Source organism: Leeuwenhoekiella palythoae (genome assembly GCF_900130045.1).
Classification (GTDB): Bacteria; Bacteroidota; Bacteroidia; order Flavobacteriales; family Flavobacteriaceae; genus Leeuwenhoekiella; species Leeuwenhoekiella palythoae.
In genome coordinates, this window is the sequence record NZ_FQXT01000002.1 from 570448 (window position 1) to 589970 (window position 19523).

The 19523-nt window shown below is 41.6% G+C and carries 12 protein-coding genes; 2 read left to right on the top strand and 10 right to left on the bottom strand.

Annotated elements, in window-relative coordinates:
- Positions 1–12: 12 nt before the first annotated feature.
- From bglX to BUA96_RS06160, 8 genes are all read right to left on the bottom strand, one after another.
- Positions 13–2289, bottom strand: a complete 2277-nt coding sequence (bglX, locus tag BUA96_RS06125) for a beta-glucosidase BglX (RefSeq protein WP_072981355.1) — start codon at positions 2287–2289, stop codon at positions 13–15.
- Positions 2290–2319: 30 nt separating this feature from the next.
- Positions 2320–3096 carry a carboxylesterase family protein gene (locus BUA96_RS06130; protein ID WP_072981356.1) on the bottom strand — a complete coding sequence of 259 codons (777 nt, stop codon included), beginning with the start codon at positions 3094–3096 and terminating at the stop codon, positions 2320–2322.
- A gap of 1 nt (position 3097) precedes the next feature.
- A complete protein-coding gene (locus tag BUA96_RS06135) occupies positions 3098–4495 on the bottom strand; it encodes a glucoamylase family protein (protein ID WP_072981358.1) in 1398 nt (465 codons plus the stop codon).
- Positions 4491–5864: a glucoamylase family protein gene (locus BUA96_RS06140; protein ID WP_072981360.1), complete on the bottom strand. Its 1374-nt coding sequence runs from the start codon at positions 5862–5864 to the stop codon at positions 4491–4493. Before BUA96_RS06140 ends, BUA96_RS06135 begins: the two co-directional genes overlap by 5 nt.
- An 18-nt stretch (positions 5865–5882) precedes the next feature.
- The gene (locus tag BUA96_RS06145; protein WP_072981361.1) at positions 5883–7304 is read right to left on the bottom strand and encodes a RagB/SusD family nutrient uptake outer membrane protein; all 1422 of its coding nucleotides are present in this window, start codon (positions 7302–7304) and stop codon (positions 5883–5885) included.
- Between the two features lie 12 nt (positions 7305–7316).
- Positions 7317–10427 (bottom strand): SusC/RagA family TonB-linked outer membrane protein, encoded by a 3111-nt coding sequence (locus tag BUA96_RS06150; RefSeq protein ID WP_072981363.1) that lies wholly within the window; start codon positions 10425–10427, stop codon positions 7317–7319.
- Positions 10428–10651: 224 nt separating this feature from the next.
- Positions 10652–13399, bottom strand: a complete 2748-nt coding sequence (locus BUA96_RS06155) for a helix-turn-helix and ligand-binding sensor domain-containing protein (RefSeq protein ID WP_084673070.1) — start codon at positions 13397–13399, stop codon at positions 10652–10654.
- Between the two features lie 124 nt (positions 13400–13523).
- Entirely contained in the window at positions 13524–14735 is a 1212-nt protein-coding gene (locus tag BUA96_RS06160; RefSeq protein WP_072981365.1) for an MFS transporter, read from the bottom strand.
- Between the two features lie 346 nt (positions 14736–15081).
- Between BUA96_RS06160 and BUA96_RS06170 the strand changes: the two genes are divergently transcribed.
- A complete protein-coding gene (locus BUA96_RS06170; RefSeq protein ID WP_072981369.1) occupies positions 15082–15921 on the top strand; it encodes an SdiA-regulated domain-containing protein in 840 nt (279 codons plus the stop codon).
- Here the strand turns inward: BUA96_RS06170 and BUA96_RS06175 are convergent.
- Positions 15918–17114: a BamG family beta-barrel-assembly machinery protein gene (locus BUA96_RS06175; protein ID WP_128755656.1), complete on the bottom strand. Its 1197-nt coding sequence runs from the start codon at positions 17112–17114 to the stop codon at positions 15918–15920. The two genes, BUA96_RS06170 and BUA96_RS06175, sit on opposite strands and share 4 nt — an antisense overlap.
- A 19-nt stretch (positions 17115–17133) precedes the next feature.
- Positions 17134–18426, bottom strand: a complete 1293-nt coding sequence (locus tag BUA96_RS06180) for a DUF4270 family protein (protein WP_072981373.1) — start codon at positions 18424–18426, stop codon at positions 17134–17136.
- A gap of 248 nt (positions 18427–18674) precedes the next feature.
- Between BUA96_RS06180 and BUA96_RS06185 the strand changes: the two genes are divergently transcribed.
- Entirely contained in the window at positions 18675–19523 is an 849-nt protein-coding gene (locus BUA96_RS06185; protein WP_128755657.1) for a hypothetical protein, read from the top strand.

Sequence of the window (19523 nt, forward strand, 5' to 3'; positions counted from 1 at the left end):
CTGGCTAAAAAATTAGTTTAACGTAAAGGTTTCTTTAAGTGCGGCATTACTGTCTCCGCCTACAAAAACTTCAAATTCTCCCGGTTCTGAAATGAATTCGAGCGAACCGTTATAGAATTTTAAGTCTTCTGCTTTTAAAGTTAGGGTAACGGTTTTGGTCTCGCCTTTCTTTATAAATACTTTATGAAATCCTTTTAATGTGCGCATAGGTGGCGTAATGCTACGTACTACATCGTGAAGATAAAGCTGTACTACTTCTTCACCGTCATAAGCTCCGGTGTTGGTTACATCAACCATCACAGTAACGTCTTCATTTTGCCCGATGCTTTTTGAGCTCAATTTTAAATTGCTATACTCAAAAGTGGTGTAGCTTAATCCGTAACCAAAAGCAAGCGCAGGAGCGTTAACAGCATCAAGATACTGTGACTTGAATTTTTGAAATTCAGTAGATGGAGCAGGACGTCCGGTGGTTTTCATGCTGTGATAAACCGGAATCTGACCTACATTTTGCGGCCAGCTGGCTGTTAATTTTCCCGATGGATTATGGTCTCCAAAAAGTACATCGGCAACGGCATTACCCGCTTCAATTCCTGGATGCCAAACCTGTAAAATACTTACCGGAAGCGCTAATTCTTCAGTGATGTCTAGCGGTCTTCCACTCATTAAAACGAGAACTACAGGCTTGCCTGTTTTTACTAATTCTTGAATTAAGGTTTTTTGACTTTCGGGAATAGTGATGTCGGTACGGCTTGAAGATTCACCGCTCATTTCTGAAGCTTCACCCACAACGGCTACAACCACATCTGCAGTTTTAGCATTTGCAAGAGCTTCGGCAAGTAGTGCTTCAGGAGTTGCTTCTGAAATTTCAATACGCGGACCAAATACATTTATTTTTTTCGCGAAAGCGGAATCATTAGAAATATTAGCACCTTTTGCGTAGCTGATTTCAGCATTAGGAGCTACATTTTTTAAACCTTCAAGAATAGGTGTTGAAAGCTGTGGATCACCCGTAGGGGCCCAAGTTCCTAACATATTGTTTTTATTGTTAGCCAAAGGACCAACCAAAGCGATCTTAGCCGTTTTGGCCAGTGGAAGCGTTTTATTTTCATTCTTTAACAACACAAAAGATTTGCGGGCTGCTTCACGCGCTACTTCTTTATTTGCAGCAGTTAAAATGTCGCGTTCTGGACGCTTACTGTCTGAATATTTATAAGGGTCCTCAAAAAGACCGAGTTTGTATTTTGCTTCCAAAATACGACGGCATGCGTTTGTGATGGTTGCTTCAGAAACTTTACCTTCGTCCACAGATTTTTTAAGTGTGGTAAGGAAACCTTCGCCCACCATATCCATATCTAAACCGGCATTGATAGAAAGCGCAGAAACAGCTTGTAAATCACCCAAACCGTGAGCGATCATTTCATTTACAGAGGTGTAATCTGAAACTACAAAACCCTCAAAGCCCCATTGCTCGCGAAGCAAATCAGTCAATAACCATTTGTTTCCACTTGCAGGAACGCCGTCTACGTCGTTAAACGAACTCATCACACTTTCAGCGCCGGCATCTATCGCGGCTTTGTACGGCGGCAAGTATTCGTTAAACATTTTTACACGGCTCATATCGGTGGTGTTGTAATCGCGACCACCTTCAGAAGCACCGTAAAGGGCAAAGTGTTTTACGGTAGAGATCATCGTGTTTTCTTCGGTAAGATCTTGTTGCTGATAACCGGTAACCATTGCTTTTGCGATCGCCGAACCTAAATAAGGATCTTCACCGGCACCTTCAGAAATACGTCCCCAACGAGGGTCGCGCGCAATGTCAACCATAGGAGAGAAGTTCCAGTTGATCCCGTCTGCAGTGGCTTCTTTTGCAGCGATCTGTGCGGTTTTTTCGATCAATTCCATATCCCAGCTGCTGGATAATCCTAACGGAATAGGAAAAGTGGTTTTGTACCCGTGAATGATATCAGAACCAATTAAAAGCGGAATTCCCAATCGGGTGTTTTTTACAGCGATCTCTTGCGCCTGACGAATTTTATCAGGGCCGGTCACACCGAATAAGCCACCTACATTTCCGGCTTTTATTTTTTCTTCCACATTCTTACTTACTACAGATCCGGTTGCGACACCGCCACCGGGCGTAAGCAAGTTAAGCTGACCTATTTTTTCTTCTAAGGTCATTTTTTTAAGCAAGGCTTCAACCTCAGGAATGTGTTGTGCTTCCTGAGCGAAGGTTTGCATTCCGATAAGAATAACGGCAGCAAGAATGAGTTTTGAGAGTCTATTTTTCATTAGGGTTGCAATTTTGTCTTTGTGTGTATTTTAGTTTTTAGTATGACTAAAAAGCCATTGGAGAAAGTCAGGTTCTTCAAAAGCAGGATCCCAACTGTTATGATTGGCGTGCTCATAAACCGTAACACGAGGTTTGGCACCAGCTTCAAGCATTGCGTTTGCTATTTGTAAACTGTACGTGGGTTTTACCACATTATCATCGGCACCGTGAATCACCCAAAACGGGGTTTTCAAGGCGTAATTTTTTACAGGTTCTGTACTACCGGCACCGCAAATGGCGATCGCAGCAGCAAAGGTGTCGGGATGGCGTTGCACCATCTCGTAGGTTCCCATTCCGCCCATGGAAAGTCCGGCAATGTACACGCGAGAAGTGTCTACTTTTCCTTCTTCAATAAAAGAAGAGACGAGTTCGCCGGCCATTTTTAAATGCGGCGTAGGTTTTTGATCTGGGTGAAAGGTGATCCCAATAGGATAATTGCTGCGGTCAACATCAACATTGGCCCAGTATGAATCCTTAGGACACTGCGGAAAGATTACGATCGCCGGAAAAGCATTGCGCATTCCGGGATTTGCAAAAAGCGCAGAACCGTGTGTAAGCTGTGATTGGTTGTCTGACCCGCGCTCGCCCGCGCCGTGTAAGAACAAAACCAAAGGATATTTTTTTGTTTGATCGTAGTTTAAAGGATATTGAATGCGGTATTGCAAACTGTCTCCCTCACTATGATACACCGCTTGTTCAAAACTGTCTTGAGCTATTGCCAGCGTAGTAGTGAAAAGCAAAAAGAGTATAGAAAGTTGGATCTTCATATTATTGAGGTATGGTGTAGTTAAAATTGAGTTTTTCTAACCCCGCTTGTACGCTTTCATTCTGCATAAAAAGACGCCAAAGTAGGCCACTGCGGTAATTCTCAATCATCACGATAATTGGACCTTGGTCTATGGCGAGATAGGCTTCAGCTACGGCATAATTTTGTTGCGGACTAAAAGCATCATAAAAGCCGGCAGGTCCTAATAGGATGTTTTCAAGATCATAAAAACTGCGTAAAGCTGCCATGGATTCTTGTGGCGTATACGGAAACGAACTTAATGCAGCAGTAGGTGAAATCACTCCGGTATCATCACCCGGACGATGCGCCTTGTAGCCTAAACTTCCGTCAGCATTTAAGGTGTAGCTTGCGGTTAATCCCCACAAATCTTGACCATAATCACGCCATCCTAAGGGATTTTGAACACAATAGGCGTAGTCACTTAATGCGTGATTAACAGTTGCGGTCTCGTAATTCACATAAGCATCAGAAAGCCCAAACGGATTTAAACCCAAATAAGAATAATGTGCCCAAAAAAGTGGGCCACCGGTTTGTTCTGCTCCCGCGTGTTTTACTTCTAGCGGATACCCGTAGGCGTTTGCTGAAGATGCGATTCCTCCGTTTTGTGCCCAGCCTTGATTATAAACTTCAGGCTCAATACTGAAATTTTCTGCGGCCGCGGCTAATACGTAGGTGATGAGCGTCTCGTTATAGCCTTGTAATTTTAGGTTGATCGCAAACTCATTATTGGGGCTCCAATGCCAGTACAGCACATTTTCGCCTTGCGTAAACCAATCCCATTCTACTGCGGAAACCAGTTCAAAAGCTTGTGTAGCCAAGGCTTGTTCATCGCTAGAACCGGATTTAAAATACTCACCCACGGTGATCAATCCTTGAGCAAGAAATGCAGTTTCAACTAAATCTGCCCCGTCATCTAAATCTGAAAACGGTATCACTTCTCCAGTACTTCCGTTGAGCCAATGTGGCCAAGCACCGTGAAAACGATCTGCGTTTTCCAGAAAATTTAGGAGCGTTGTAAGTCGGTTAAAACCTTCGGTTCTGGAGATAAAGCCGCGTTCTATTCCTACCAAGATTGCCATCATTCCAAAGCCGGTTCCGCCGGTGGTAACAATATTTTGATTCTGACTAGGATTAGCCGGAAGGTAACGCTCTCGCGCACCACCAGATTCCGCGTTAGCAAAATTCCAGAAATATTTAAAGGTTTCTTCTTGAGTGAGATCTAATAATTCGTCATCAGTCAACTCCGGTTCAGGTGTGGGATTTTCTCCACCATTTCCTTCCTCGGGCGTTTCCTCAGGAAGTTCAGCGACAGCATCGCCGCTGTCGCTGGAACACCCAAGTAGTGCTAGTGTTAGTGCTATGTAGATTGAATACTTAATCTTCTTCGGTTTTTAAATAAGGGCTTGAAAAGCCTAATTTTTGAAGTCCGTTAAGGACGTCTTCATTTTTCATAAACAGATCCCACAGTAATCCGCTTCGGTAGTTCTCGATCATTACAGGAATTGGTCCTTGATCAATGGCCAGATAGCGTGGTAAATACCAATCTTCCTGAAGGCTAAACGCATCATAAGGACCGTAAGTTCCCACGAGAGAATCCAGATCAGTGTAGAGGTGTTCTAAAAAGGCCATGCTTTCTTTAGGGGTGTAAGGCATAGACGATAAAGCGGCAGTAGGAGAGATCACGCCAAGATCATTACCCGGGCGGTGACCGGCATAACCTTTCATAGAATAACTAGACGTCATTCCCCAAAGGTCAGGACCGTAGCCTTTGAACTCCTTAGGATTATCTACGGCGTACTCATACTGAATTTTTGCGTGATTGACGTTCAGTTTCCAATAGTCACCAAATTGATCGGTCAAGCCTTTTGGGTTAAGACCTAAGTAGCTGTAATGTGCCCAAAATAAAGGGCCTACCGGAGCGTCATCATTATGCTCATAATGGTTGAGTATCGTGCGCATCCCATACATCGTGGTATCTTTTGCGATCTGACCATCAACAGCCCAGCCTTTTTCATAAACTTCTTTTGAAATAGGGTGGGTAGGAGAAGCGGCTGCGAGAACATACATTACCAAAGCTTCGTTATAACCACCCACGGGGAAGTTCATCTTCCAACCTACATTAGGCGACCAGTGCCAGTACAATACGTCTTCGCCTTGCGTATACCAATCCCATTCTACTTCTTCCCACATACGCTGAATTTGCGCTGCGAGTGCCTGCTCTTCTTCAAAACCATTTTTGTAATATTCGGCAACGGTGAGTAATCCTTGAACTAAAAATGCGGTTTCTACTAGATCTCCACCATCATCATTTTTACTGAAAGGTTTCACCTTACCGGTCGTGCCCTCTAGCCAATGTGGCCAGGCCCCGTGAAAACGGTCTGCTTTGTCTAAAAAATCAACCATTTTCTGAAGGCGTACAAAAGCCGAATCTTTTGCGATAAAACCACGTTCTGCTCCGGCAACGATCGCCATCAAGCCAAAACCGGTTCCACCAATGGTGACCACGTTTTTATCATCAGATGGATAAATATCATCCATATGAATACGCTCAGGTGCTAAGCCCGAATCTTTATTGGCACCATCCCAGAAATAATTAATGGTTTGCTTTTGAACTTCGTCAAGAAGTTGTTCTTCATCTATGGAAGTTTGGGAAGTGGTGGCAGCCACTTCCCGGTTTTCTTCCGTAGTATTTTGATCCTTGCAGGCAACAAAGGCTGCAAAAATCACTACAATTAAAATAAAACGCATAAAGCTTCTTTAATGTGTTTAGTACCCAGGATTCTGAGACATTTCTGGAGTTTGTACCAATTGGTTATTAGGAATTGGGAATAACTCGTGCTTGCCGGTTACAAAGGTTTTACCATCTGCTGCCATTGCAGCTTCTGCTTGCCCGGTACGTATAAGATCAAACCAGCGGTCGTGCTCCATAGCTAATTCTAGGCGACGTTCTGTCCATATCGCTTGGCGAACGCTTCCCTGATCTGTAGAAGTTATAGCGGGTAAAGAAACGCGTGTTCTTACTTGGTTAAGCGGTGCCAGAGCAGCACTAGATTGACCAAGTTCGTTTAACGCTTCAGCGCGAATAAGCAATACTTCCGCGTAGCGCAACACTCTGATGTTCTTATCTCCGTCGCCTTGACCTGCATTGATTGAAGAATAAGCTTTCTCGCTGTAACGTGGATTTTCAACACCAGCGTTAACCTCGCGACCGTCAAACAAAGTTTCTCCTGCGAAAATGATTGTTGCATCACGACGGATCTCATCACCAGCAGCATTAAATGCATCTTCTAAATTTTGAGAAGGTGAGTTGAAACCCCATCCCCAACCGTTAGTACCACGGGCACCTTGGGTTTGAGAATACTGTTGTACCCCGTGCTGAGGAATTTCACCTCTTGCTTGAATTTCAAATAAAGATCCGGGACCGTTTTCACCGGTTTCTCTCCAGATATTTGCATAATCAGGATCAAGACTGTATTGGTTAGAAGTGATCACATTATTTGCCATATCTGCAGCATCTTGCCAACGCTCTTGGTATAAATAAACCTTAGCTAATAAACCTTGAGCAGCACCTTTAGTAGCACGACCAAGGTCTGTGCTAGAATAGTCACTTTTAAGAGGAAGCGCATCAATTGCATCTAATAAATCTTGCTCGATGTAGGCATACACTTCGTCAACCGGAGCGCGCTCTACCAAGTCAACTTCTTGAATCGGTATAGCTCCAAAAGAACGTACTAACCAGAAGTAGTTCAGTGCTCGTAAAAACTTAGCCTCACCAATTACACGTGCATTAGGCACCTCGGTCTGGCCTTCATAGTTTTGCGCGATCTCAATAGCCTGAGAAGCGCGACCTACAGTTTTGTACCACTGGGTCCACATTGCGGTCACTGATACAGAAGAAGAGGTAAAATCTAGATTATCTAAAGCTCTTTTGTCTGTACCGGTATCAGTAGGCGAACTACCTTTATCTGAGTTATCAGAAATCATATCGGTGATGCCTAAGTAAGAGAATGCATAAGAGAAATCAGTGTGCATCCCGTAAACGCTTGTCAAAAACTCAACAGGTAAATAGTCATCGCTATTTTCGGCGGTAGGATCAACGATATCTACGTCTTCAACAAAGTCATCACAACTGCTAAAGACAAGTCCGCTAAACAGACTTAATAAGAGTGTTTTATATATAAATTTCATAGTGCTTTGTTTTTATAATTTGAAGTTTGCTCCTACAATGAATGAGCGGGTGTTAGGATAAGCAGAAAGCTCAATACCCGTTGTATTCGTAGGATCTCCATTTTGATTCAACTCTGGAGTGAATCCTGAGTATTTAGTGAACATAAATGGATTCTGAAGCGTTACATACAGGCGAGCACTATTGATAAAATTAGTGATCTCTGGCACTGTATATCCTACGGTGATGTTGTTGATTCTAAAGTAAGAACCATCTTCTAAGTAGTATGATGATGCTTCTACATCACGGTCTGCTCCAGGGTGTACATTGGTAGATCCCGGTCCTGTCCATCTGTTGTTAAAGATCTCTTCTGAAATATTTTCACCACCAATTCTGGTGTTGTAAAGACCGTTATAAACTTTGTTTCCACCTACACCAAAACCAGAAACACTTAAGTCAAAGTTTTTGTAATTCGCTCCAATGTTGATACCGTAATTGTAGGTAGGGATATAAGACCCAAAGTGCTTTTTATCACGGTCATCAATGATTCCATCTTCGTTTTGATCTACATAGCGTAAGTGTCCAGGTGCTGCACCGGCAATAGAAGTATTGTTGTCGATCTCCTCTTGTGTTTGCCATACGCCATCTGCTTCATACATCCACCACGCAAAAATAGGCTCGCCTTCAGAAAGACGTTTGGTGATACGACCATTACCTAAACTACCACCAATAGCACCATCGTAAGCAGGCTTCACGTTCTGAACGCGGTTTTTGTTTGTAGAAAGGTTTACGCCAATATTATAGGTAAAGTCAGAACCTATCTGATCTCTCCAGTTCAGTAAGAATTCAAAACCAGAGTTTGAGATCTCTGCCGCTTCATCAAAATAGTTATTAGCATATTCTGAATTTAAAAGCGGACGTACATTTAAAATGGCATTGGTGTTCAGACGGTTGTAGTAATCAATAGTACCCGAAAGTTTTCTATTGAATAATGCAAAGTCAAAACCTGCTTCAAATTCTTCAGTCACCTCCCAAGAAAGCGGTACTGCCGGGGTTCCTAATGCAGAACCTACGATTAAACTCTGTGTAGGACCAAAAACATAGTTGGTATTTCGGCTTCCGTCACCTCTGTTGATCGACTGTACGTTAAATGGAATCGCTTGGTTACCCAATTTACCCCAACCTGCAAAGAACTTTAAGTTGTCTAACACGCCGTTGTCTTCCATAAAGGCTTCGTTGGTCATCGTCCAACCTAAACTTACCGCAGGGAAATAACCGAAGAAATTGTTTTCACCGGTAGCAAAATCACTGGTTCCATCACGTCTTAGTACTGCACGTACATAATAACGCTGATCGTAGTTATACTCTACACGACCAAAATAAGACTGTAGGTTAGTGCTCTGATAAGTATCTCCGGTTACATTGTCATTAAATAACTGACTTGTTCTTAAATTGAAGTTACGCAGGTTAGGATCAGCTTCCACATCGTAAGCCTGAGATTCAGTGAATTCTCCACCTTGATAGTTCTCGCGGCTGATACCTACAGTTGCGCTCAAGTTGTGCTTGTCAAAAGTCTTGTCGTAGGTAAGGAAGCTTTCAATATTCCAACGATAAGATTCTGTACGTCTTATGGTGTATGAGTTATTTGCGTATTCTGTAGACACCACACCATCTTCATCAGGAACACGCTGTGCATCAAAAAATGCTTCGGTACGGTTAGGATCTGCATTTAACCACTGATCTCTGATGTCTGTAAATGATTTGCTGGTAGCATAGTATTTTGTTGCACCAAAACGGGTGGTCAACATTAAGTCATCTGTAATGTCTAATTCAGCAGCAATTTGCCCTTGCAGGCTGGTGGTATTGATTTGCTGATCTTGGTAATAAACCTGAGAAACAGGGTTTCCGTGAGAATTTAAGCGGCCAAGTGTTTCTCCTGGTTGCGTAGTAAACCCTACAACTCCTGTAGATTGGTTTACAAAAGATTGACCAAAACGTCCGTTGTCATAACGTACCGGTACTAACGGTGACTGGCGATATGCTGTACTAAATGCCCCAAAAGGTTTTGGAGTTTCATTAGTGTAGGCTACGTTTAAGTTTTGTACAAACCGTAAACGGTCGTTAAATAAATGGTAGGTGTTATTACTACGAATGGTACCGCGATTATATTTCTGATCTTCAAGGATACCTTTCTCTTGATACAGGTTGTAGCTTAAGAAGTAGTCAATATTTTCACCTGCTCCTGAAACCGAAAAGCTGTTGTTGTTGATGGTACCGGTTTGTAGCAATTCGTCATACCAATCTGTATTGTAACGCTGATTTTGCTGAAGTAAGAAACCTCCGTTTGCAGCACTTTCTTCATTGAAGTACTGAATGTACTGGTCAGCATTAGCCATCTTAACAGGGTTCAAAATGGTTTTAGCACCATAATATGATTCAAAGTTAAAGATGGTTTTTCCTTGTTTACCTCTTTTTGTGGTGATTAAAATAACCCCGTTTGCAGCGCGTATACCGTAAATGTTAGCATACGAAGCCCCTTTTAAGAAATCGATTGATTCAATGTCGTTAGGGTTGATACTTGTGATGTCTGATAAAGGCTGACCGTCTACAATATATAGTGGTGATCTACCACCTTCTGCAGTACCTAAACCACGCATTAAAACGGTAGGTGTAGAACCAGGTGCATCGTTTGCGATAATATTAACACCGGCAACTTTACCTTGCACTGAGGTCAATGCTGAAGTTGCAGGTTGCTTAGTAATCTCTTCACTGTCAACAGAAACAATAGCTCCTGTAATATCAGATTTCTTTTGATTACCATAACCTACTACAACAACTTCGTCTAGTTCGCTAGACTCATCTTGCAACGCGATGTCATAAACATCGTCATTAGTAATAGAAAACGTTTGCGTTTGGAAGCCTAAATACGTGATGCGTACTTGATCTCCAACAGCAACTTCTAAGGAGTAGTTTCCGTCAAAATCGGTAACAGCATATTCGTTTTTGTCAACGACTTTAAGTTCTGCTCCCGGAAGAGGTACATCGCGCGTATCGCGTATTGTACCGGTAACTGTTTTTGTCTCCTGTGCGCTCACACTAAATGTGATCAGCGACAAAAGAAACAGAAGGGTTATTTTAAGTTTCATACACTAAAGTTTGAGTTTGTTTTATGTGAAATTTGGGTCAATATAGCAGAGTTATAAGTTAATATTGGTACATAATAAATACATCAACCTGTTAAAATGAATTAAATGATTGATAGTTAATTATTTATAAATTTAAATTTCGAGTTATAACGTTTTCGTAAAAGAGTTTGATGTAGTAATGAGAAAGTATAATTGCTTGAAATAAGCAATTGAAGTATGAGAATTTAATAATTTTTAATAAGATATTTTGATAAATTCTTACCGCTCTTCAAGTCCAGTTTTTTTCGCAAACGGTACCGATGAATTTCAACTCCACGAACCGAAATTGCCATTAACGGAGCAATTTCTTTAGTGCTTAAATTCATTTTTAAATAGGCACATAACTTTAAATCCTTCGAGCTAAGCGTAGGGTGATTTTCTAACAACTGCTGGAAAAAATCATTATTGATTTCTTTAAATGTTGTCTCAAAAACCTTCCAGTTGTCTTTTGCGTCAATAATGTGATTGATCTTATTCTGAATAGAATTTACCTTCTTTTGATTGTCACCTTTATCTTTAACGGCTTCCAGATCATTTTTAATATCGATTAGACTGCTATTGCGTTTGGCTGCTAAATATGTAGTGTTGGCCAATTCTTTGCGTTTAGCGTTGATTTCTTCAAGAAGGCTATTGCGCTCAGCGAGTTGATTTTTACGCTCTTGTTCTTTTACCAGTCGCTCTTCTAGTTCTCTTCGGTGCTTATTCAGTTTTTGTTTATTGATGTAAGCCACCAAGAAGATCACACCAAACAACAAGAGTACATACACTACAATCATTAAATTAGACAAGTACCACGGTCTTTTGATCAGAAAGGTTACGTTTAACGGCTGATCCCCGCGTTGCCCGTTAAGTTCAGGCCAGATCTTTAAGGTATAGCTTCCGGCCTGTAAATTTTGAAAATTCAGAGTTCCATTAGATTGACCTGATAATCCATTTGATAGGCTGTAAAAGAATTTAGGGTTGTGCAGTTGAGGTGCTGCGATTGCTATTTCTATCTGGCCTGCTTCTTTAAACGGAATTTCAATACTTTGATCAAGGGCCAAAGCTTTATTGTTGGTCTTGATGCCGTTGAGAAGCGGTGTACTTAGATTCTGGTTTGCGTTGTCGCGCTGAAGTTGAGCCAGATTGAGTCGGGCAAAACCTTCGTTTAAGGTGATGTAATAGATGCTATCGTTGCGCTTTACGATTTTTTCATAATTCTTAATGATGCGTGATTCCAGCAGCAGTTCTTCGATAAAAATACTGTCTGAACTAAAATTGGTATAAATAAGTCCGGCTCCGTTTCGGTTTTTAAACCAATAACTGTTGTCTTGATTGCTCAATAGGGCATAAGAAGTATAGGCTTTGAGATCTTCAAATTCTTCAAGAGTATCACTTATACTATTGTAGCGGTACCACGAACCGGCATTATAAAAAGCGATTTCACCTTCTAGCTTATGTATTTCGGTTTTGTAAGCAGCAAGGGCTTCATAGTCTATGTAAGACTCTTTGTTTTCAACACGTTGCTGCTGATTATTCAACTGTGCTCTGTAAAAACCTTTATAAGGATGCGCTGCCCAAAAGTAGTTTTGATCCTCAAAAATCACGTGTTCTACCGGCGCTCCACCACCTTCAGCTAGGGGTTGATTTAGGAGCGTACCTTCGGTCAACGTGTATTTACGCAACCCGTTATAAGTAGTATTAAAGTAGGATGACGATTGTGGAATCGCGGTAAGGCCAAAACTTCCGGATACTCCTGAAACCAATTTTAGAGCATCGTTTTTCAGTTCAAACAAACCGAGATTGTGATTTACAAACAAACGCCCTTCAATCTTGGTTAAACTCCATACCTGACCTTGCGACCCGGGAATGAAGAAAATACCTTGTTCGGTTATTTTATGTACTCCGGTATTGCTGCCAACATATAAACTTCCGCCAAGCGAAGCAATGTCATAAACAGCACCCAGCTGGCCGGTATTGTCCAGTAAATATTGAATCGCCGTGTTAGGAACCACCACATCAATACCATTGTCAAGACCAATCCAAATTTTGGAGCGGTCTTTATGCAAAGAGAGTACGGTGTTGTTTTGCAAACCATTTTGTCTAAAATGATTTTTTAAGGCTCCGGTCTTTGGGTTGTAATAAAGAATACCGCCTTTAACCGTTCCCAGAATGACGAGATCCTGATCTACCGGCTGAATTTTATTAAGTTCGTTGACTGCCAGAAATGCCTTTAAGGCTTCTGAGCCCCAAGGTGAGAACACACCATTTTTTAAGCTATAAATACCTTGGCGTCGCGTGCCTGCTAAGAGCTGATTATCATAGGTACTCAACTCAATGATAGAACTCGCGCTTATGCTGTTCTCGGCATAAGACTGAAAACGGTCTTGATCAAATTCAAAAATTTCCCCATAATTAGAACCTAACAGCAGCTTGTCATTATGCACTTGCATTGCTGTAATGATGGTTTGCGGTCTTTGCGTAGTAATGGTCTGCCCGTTGTAAACGTATAAATTACCAAAAGATCTAAATACGATCGCGCCTTGCCAAGCGGTGATTTGCCAGAATTCTTCATTGGCAAAGGTGGTCGAGATGAGTTTAGAAAGCGATGTGTATTGCAGGCTGCCGTAGGCATCTTCGGTCCAATAGCCAAACTCTTCATAAGAGCCCGTGTAAATGCGGTCTTTGATGCAAAACACAGATCGAATCGCGGTTTTATTAGGCAAGGTAAATACTTCCCAGCGTTCCCCATCAAAGCGCAATAAGCCATCGTTATTTGCGGCATAAAGCGTTCCGTCATTATCGGTGCTTAATCCCCAGTTTTGGCTGGCAGCATTATACGTGGTGCTGTTGTAGTTGGTAACCGGCGGAAGAAAATTTTGTGCAGAAGCGCAAAGGCTTAGAAGCAAACCAAGCGCTACAAATACGAATCTATGATGGAGTTTTAAAAACATTCTCAAAAATGAACAATTACGATATCGATTGAATTCTGAATGGTACTACGGAATTCCTATACGGTTTTGGCAAAATTATTAAAACCCCAAAACCTGTTACACTTTTTGGCGCTACTTTATAAGACTACAAACTAGCCGGCGGAACGCTACCCAGGCGTTGCGAGTTCAAAATAGCTAAAACGAGCAGGCCGAAGAGCGTGATCATCAAATAAGGGAAAGCGACTCCTTGATCAATTAAAAAGCCTATAAGCAGTGGCGCTGCAGCCGTACTTAAAATCATAGACATCGAGAACAGGCTGTTCACGGCACCTAATTTTTGAGTTCCGTATACTTCGGCTAAAACAGCAGATTTTACCGTACCTGCTACTCCCGTTGTAATACCAGTCGCGATCAAAAATAGAAGTGCGCCGATAATACTGTCCATAAAAGCAAACGGCAAGAGACCTAAAGCCTGCGGAATCAGAAAAAAGCGATAGAGTTTTTTTGCAGTGAATTTGTCAACCCATAACCCGCCAACGATCGACATCACAAAGCGGGTGATAGCATAACCGGTAAAAAATGCAGCGTATAGCGATACTGACCAGCCTTTTTCTTCTACAAACGTATATTGATATAAAAATACTGCGGTAGATGTAAAGCTCAGCATAAATGTAGAGGGCATCATAATAGCAAACCGCCGGTCTTTGATAATCCCGCCAAAATCTTTTGCCAATACTTTTAAAGAAGGTTTTTGCGCGATGCTTTGTTCGGTATCAAAATAACTGAGATCTCTAAAGGAAAGCAGAAATAAGTATAAGATCAAAAAAGCGGCACTCGCCTGTGCTGCGACCTCAAACCCAAATGTTACTATTAAAGTGGTGATGCATATTGGGAAAATGGCCTCGCCCATCGGGAATCCTAAAGCTGCAATACTAAGCGCTTTTCCGCGATTTGCACCATAAAAACGAGACATAACCGTCTGACTAATGTGACTGAGCATACCTTGCCCCGTAAGACGCAAACCTATCATAGCGATGATTAAAAGTGCGATGTGATACGCAGAAAAACTCAGCAACAAACAACTTAGAATAAGACCTATAAAGTTGAGAAATACTACTTTTTTTACCGGTTTATGATCTATGGTATGCCCAACGGTTATGAGCACCACCGAAGCGATCACGGTACCCAGCGCGTAAATACTTCCAAAAGTTCCTTCTGAAATAGCAAAGGTTTTGATGAGTTCGGGAACATACAGTGAGATCAAAAAAGTTTGACCAAAACTGGAGAGAAAGGTCAACACCCAACCAAAACTTACTGTCTTAAAATTAGTTCTCAGAAAATAAGCCAGGCTTTTCACAATGCTGCTTTTTTTGGTGTCGATAAAGGTTTTCTACCGCGATGGAATTTACATCTTGGTAATGACAAAATTAAAAAACGTGTACACGTTACGAGTCAAACTTAGGTTCAGCTTTTCATTTTTATATAATCTGAAATTTAAAGCGCGATCTTTCAAAGACTTTATAGCAATTGTATTTAAAATCAGGCTTTTTGAGAATTTAGTACGGCAAGGCACAACATTTGCAACCTTTTAAGAAAATTGAAAACGGTGCTTACGAACTTTGTTCGTGTAAGCCTATGAGAAGCTGAATTGCGCTTTTGGTTTACAGCCTTGAATTTTTCAGGCTTCTTTAAACTATAATACAATGAATTTTATATCCTATACTTCAGCAATATTAATCGCGCTACTCACTTTTGGAACCTTTGAAACGCCCAAACCCAAAAAGAAAAAAGGAAACACCCTAGAGATTGTAAAAACATGGGAGCTTCCTGATGCTTTAGAAGAAGTTTCGGGGATTGCTTGGGTGAGTGATGCTAAGATTGCCGCTGTTGAAGATGAAGATGGGTTGATCTACATCTATGATTTGGCAAAAAATAAAATAGATAAAACCATCGAGTTTGCAGACGATGGCGATTATGAGGGCATCGCTGTTACCGGTGAGGATGCTTATGTGATGCGCAGCGACGGCTTGCTGTTTGAAGTTCAGAATTATGCAACGGCGCAGCCCGTGACCAAAACCTATCAATCTGCGATGTCACATAAAAACAATGTAGAGACGTTATCCTATGATGCAAAAAACCAGCGCTTGTTGACCGCTCCCAAAGATCTGGACCCTAACGATGAAGATATCAAGGGGATTTATGCTTTTGATCTCAAACAGCATTTAATGTTGCCTGATCTGGTAGCGAGAATAGATATGAAAGACAAGGCGTTTAAGAAATTTGAAAAGAATAAAGCCTACCGAACTTTCAGACCTTCAGATTTAGCGATTCATCCAAAAACCGGTGAGATTTATATGCTAGAGGGGGTCAACCCAAAACTCATAACTTTAGACAAGACGTATGCGATTAAAAAAGTGTACGAATTGGATAAAGACGATTTTGCGCAACCCGAAGGCATTACTTTTAGTCCTGATGGTACTTTGTTTATTTCAAATGAGGCACACGGAGGTACAGCAAATATTCATCAAGTGGAGTTAGACTAATTGTATTTAGGTTTCATAAACCAAATACCGTCTAAGCTAAAATTGAGCGATAAAGAATGAATATTCTCGCGAATGAGTCCGTTTGCGATTTCTCCATTTCTTCCGTAGGAATACATCAGGTTTAGTTTAGATCCGCTGCGGCTCACCGGCAATCCCAGACCTACGCTTACCGCATAACTTGAGACATCGCTACCCGCTATGTTCAGGTAGCCTGTGTCGTAATTAAAACCGGCACGATATTCTACATTTTGCCAATAATATAAACCACCGGGACGCGGTGTAAAATTGAGTCCGGCTTTAAAACTGTCCTGATCTTTGTAGGTATTGAGCGAAGATTCTTGTTCGGTTTGCGACCATAATTTTCTGGAATAATCGGCATATACGGCATAGCTTTTACCAAATTTAAATTCGGTGCCAAAGCCCATTTCTAGCGGTAATTCAAAATCTTTAACCGAAGTTTCTTCGGTGATCGCATCATCATAATCTTGAGTGATGATGCTGTTTTGTGTTGCTTCTAAAGCAGTGGGTAATTTTACGGTTGATCCTATCGAAATACTTTCGGTTACATCATATTGCAAACCCGCACCTAAACGGAAACCATTATACCTATTTTCACGCTGAATGTCTAGCGCATACCCTACGATGCTGTTGTACTCAGTTTGTTCTGTTTTTCCGAAGAAATAAGAGCCTGTCACCCCTAGGCGCAACCGGTCAAAAAAGTTGTACCCGTAATTAAGATCAAGACTATTGACCGAACCATTTGCAGTGACGTCTGAGGTATAAAATGAAGTTGAGCCTTCAATACTTCTAGAAATTCCGGTGATGTCGTAACCCACATTTGAATAAGGCGATAAAACCACACTCACAGCCGACTTCTTAGTCACCGGAAACGCCATCGCCAGATTAGAAAAAGTTGAATTGCTTTGTTTAGAACTCCCCGCGCCTTGACTCAAACTATACAGTTGTGTTTTATAACCTATATCAAAATAGAAGTGTTTTAAAGGCATTGCACCCAGTGAGGCCGGGTTGAGGTTGTTAAGCGAATTGTCTGATTTTAAAGCAATCCCGGCACCTCCCAACGCATTTGTTTTTCCGGTGGTAAAGGTATTAGGGATACCAATACCAAAAACGGAGTAAGGGGAATTAGAAAGTGCGTTGGTCTGTGCCAAAAGACTGCTTGTTGCTAGTATCAAAAAAGCGATTGTAAAGCATTTATTCATCGTCATAAACCGCGTATATAAGTATGATTTGAAGTTTGAGATCGTCGTCTGCCGCGTGCTCTCCAAAGAACGCATAGCGGTTCACAGACTGGTTGTTTTCGGGATCAACGAGGGCTAAATACCAGTTGTCTCCATTAGAATCGGTGCGTTTTTCATCTAAGAAATAATGAATAGGAAGCGCATATGTACGTTGCGAAAATTCATCAGACTCTGCTGCAATGCTGGCGGTAGCCTCACTTCCTTCGTAATCATAAAGGGTTCCCAGCGCTACATTTTTTTGATCTATAATATAAGAGGACAAGGTTTCTTGTGCCGGTAACGATGTGCTTTCAGTAGCGGTATTAAGAGAGATCACAAGATTGGCACTTAGTAAGGTGCCTTTGCCTTCTATATAATCCAGACCGGCAAGGTTAGGAATGTCTATACGTGTGGCCAGGCCTACGCCTCCTTGCACGTAACTCATCATATTGGTAGCGTTAGAGGCAACCTCATCTTCCTGTTCTTCTAATGTTGAAAAATAGGTGCCATTACGCTCGCTACTGATGTTATGAAAGGTATAACTACTGTTAAAGGTCATATCAAATGACTCGCTTTCGTCAACTTCAACTTCGTTAGGAAGCGAGTAATAAATGCGCAAAGTACTCGTAGGTAATATGCCTAGAATGGTCGTATTATCGCTTCCCGGATCTAAAAGGAGTCCGCGATGATAGCGCAAAAATTCATCGGAATTGTTGATCTCATTCTCTTGGATTTCTGAAAACAAAAGTTGGCCATAGTCATCATCAAGGCGCAGATGCAGCGAATCTTCATCAATAGGGCGCGGTACAAACTGTACATCGCCTACCGTATTTTCATCATAATTAAAAGAAGTGGTATTGTAAAAATAACCATCCTCTGTCGCTTTAATATCCTGAAGCACTTCGTGGATCTTTAAGCGCTGCACTTGGGTAGTGTCATTATAGAAATAATCATCATAATTAAGAATCAGCGCTATAGAATCAAACACTGCATCACTATCTAAAGTATAGGTGCTGTTAGATAATTGGGTGTAGATCTTACTGGTGGTTTTCCCAAAAATAGGATCGGTATACGCACCTAGCAGAAGGCGATCTGTAGAAGAAACCTGCACCGAATCAAATTTAAAAGTGCTGCTGCTTACCGTCATCGTGTCTATATAAAGCACGCGTGTATCACTTTCTACCCAATCTTCCCCTACAGGAAAGCTCGAGTCGTCTTGCGCACAAGAGGTCAATAACAAGAGCAAGACGCCCAGCGGGCAAAGCATCTGTATGCATTTAGTAAACATAGGCTGTTGAATTTTGGGCAAACCTAGCAGGCAGGTTTGGGCTGCTCAAATACAATAGACCAATCGGTAAAAAGCTACCCTCAACGCCAAGTTTTACACTACAAACAAGGAAGAGCGAGGTTAATCGGTAAAATACCGGGGTGGGTAGAGGCATTTGCTGGGCTCATCTACTATTTTTTTTAGACTGAAATTCCGCCGGTAGTTTTGGCCAAAATTAGAATTCAAAAATGCACAGGTATTTTATTATGATCTTTTTGATTGCACATACGATAAGCTACAGTCAGGACAGCGTACTACAAGCTGAACTTGCTTATGCGCTTATACCGGCGAGCAATCAGCGCGTTTCAGCACAACAAGTTGAGGCCGCATTGAAGGTGCCCTTAGATTTTGGTACTGTGCAATTGCAACCCACAATAGGCTTGCGCAATTATGATTTTGAATTCTGGGAGAGCATGACTTTTAATACACACCCGATTGATAATGTAAACAATTTTTTTGCAGGTGTTGATGCAACTCATTCACTTGATGAGCAATGGCAACTTGATGCCTGGGGAGAAGCGTCTTGGGCTTCGGGGATCAACGCTAATGAAACCGTATTAACAGGAGCAGCAGCGCTTCAATATACTCTTAAAACGTTTCCGGCACATTTGAGGCTGGGTATACAATATGATACCCCTCTGGGAGATCGAGAACTCTTACCCTTGGTAGAATTAGCCGTCTCTACCCATCAGTTTTATTTACAATTAGGTTTCCCGGAGAGTCGTATCAGCTATGCTTTAAGCGAAAGCAGCACCTTGAGTACGCATTTTGATTTTGAAGGTGATTATTTCTATGTGCCGCAAACTGTTGATTTTGCTGCCCAAACAGCAAATCAAGTAGGGATCGCCCGTCAAAAACTAGCGCTTGATTATGCATATACCATAGACTCCATGTGGTCTTTTTCTTTAAGCGCTGGGTATTTATTTCAAAATGAGTTGAAGTTTTACGATAGTGCCCAGCACACAGTAAACACCTTAAATATGGGCGCCGGGCCTGTTTTTTCTACCGGAATTAAATTCAATTTTTCAAAACAATAA

Excerpts from the sequence above, each read along its gene's own strand:
- BUA96_RS06180 (WP_072981373.1), bottom strand. The coding sequence starts at position 18,426 with ATGCTTTGCCCGCTGGGCGTCTTGCTCTTGTTATTGACCTCTTGTGCG.
- BUA96_RS06130 (WP_072981356.1), bottom strand. The coding sequence starts at position 3,096 with ATGAAGATCCAACTTTCTATACTCTTTTTGCTTTTCACTACTACGCTG.
- BUA96_RS06140 (WP_072981360.1), bottom strand. The coding sequence starts at position 5,864 with ATGCGTTTTATTTTAATTGTAGTGATTTTTGCAGCCTTTGTTGCCTGC.
- BUA96_RS06185 (WP_128755657.1), top strand. The coding sequence starts at position 18,675 with ATGCACAGGTATTTTATTATGATCTTTTTGATTGCACATACGATAAGC.
- BUA96_RS06155 (WP_084673070.1), bottom strand. The coding sequence starts at position 13,399 with ATGTTTTTAAAACTCCATCATAGATTCGTATTTGTAGCGCTTGGTTTG.
- bglX (WP_072981355.1), bottom strand. The coding sequence starts at position 2,289 with ATGAAAAATAGACTCTCAAAACTCATTCTTGCTGCCGTTATTCTTATC.
- BUA96_RS06145 (WP_072981361.1), bottom strand. The coding sequence starts at position 7,304 with ATGAAATTTATATATAAAACACTCTTATTAAGTCTGTTTAGCGGACTT.
- BUA96_RS06170 (WP_072981369.1), top strand. The coding sequence starts at position 15,082 with ATGAATTTTATATCCTATACTTCAGCAATATTAATCGCGCTACTCACT.
- BUA96_RS06150 (WP_072981363.1), bottom strand. The coding sequence starts at position 10,427 with ATGAAACTTAAAATAACCCTTCTGTTTCTTTTGTCGCTGATCACATTT.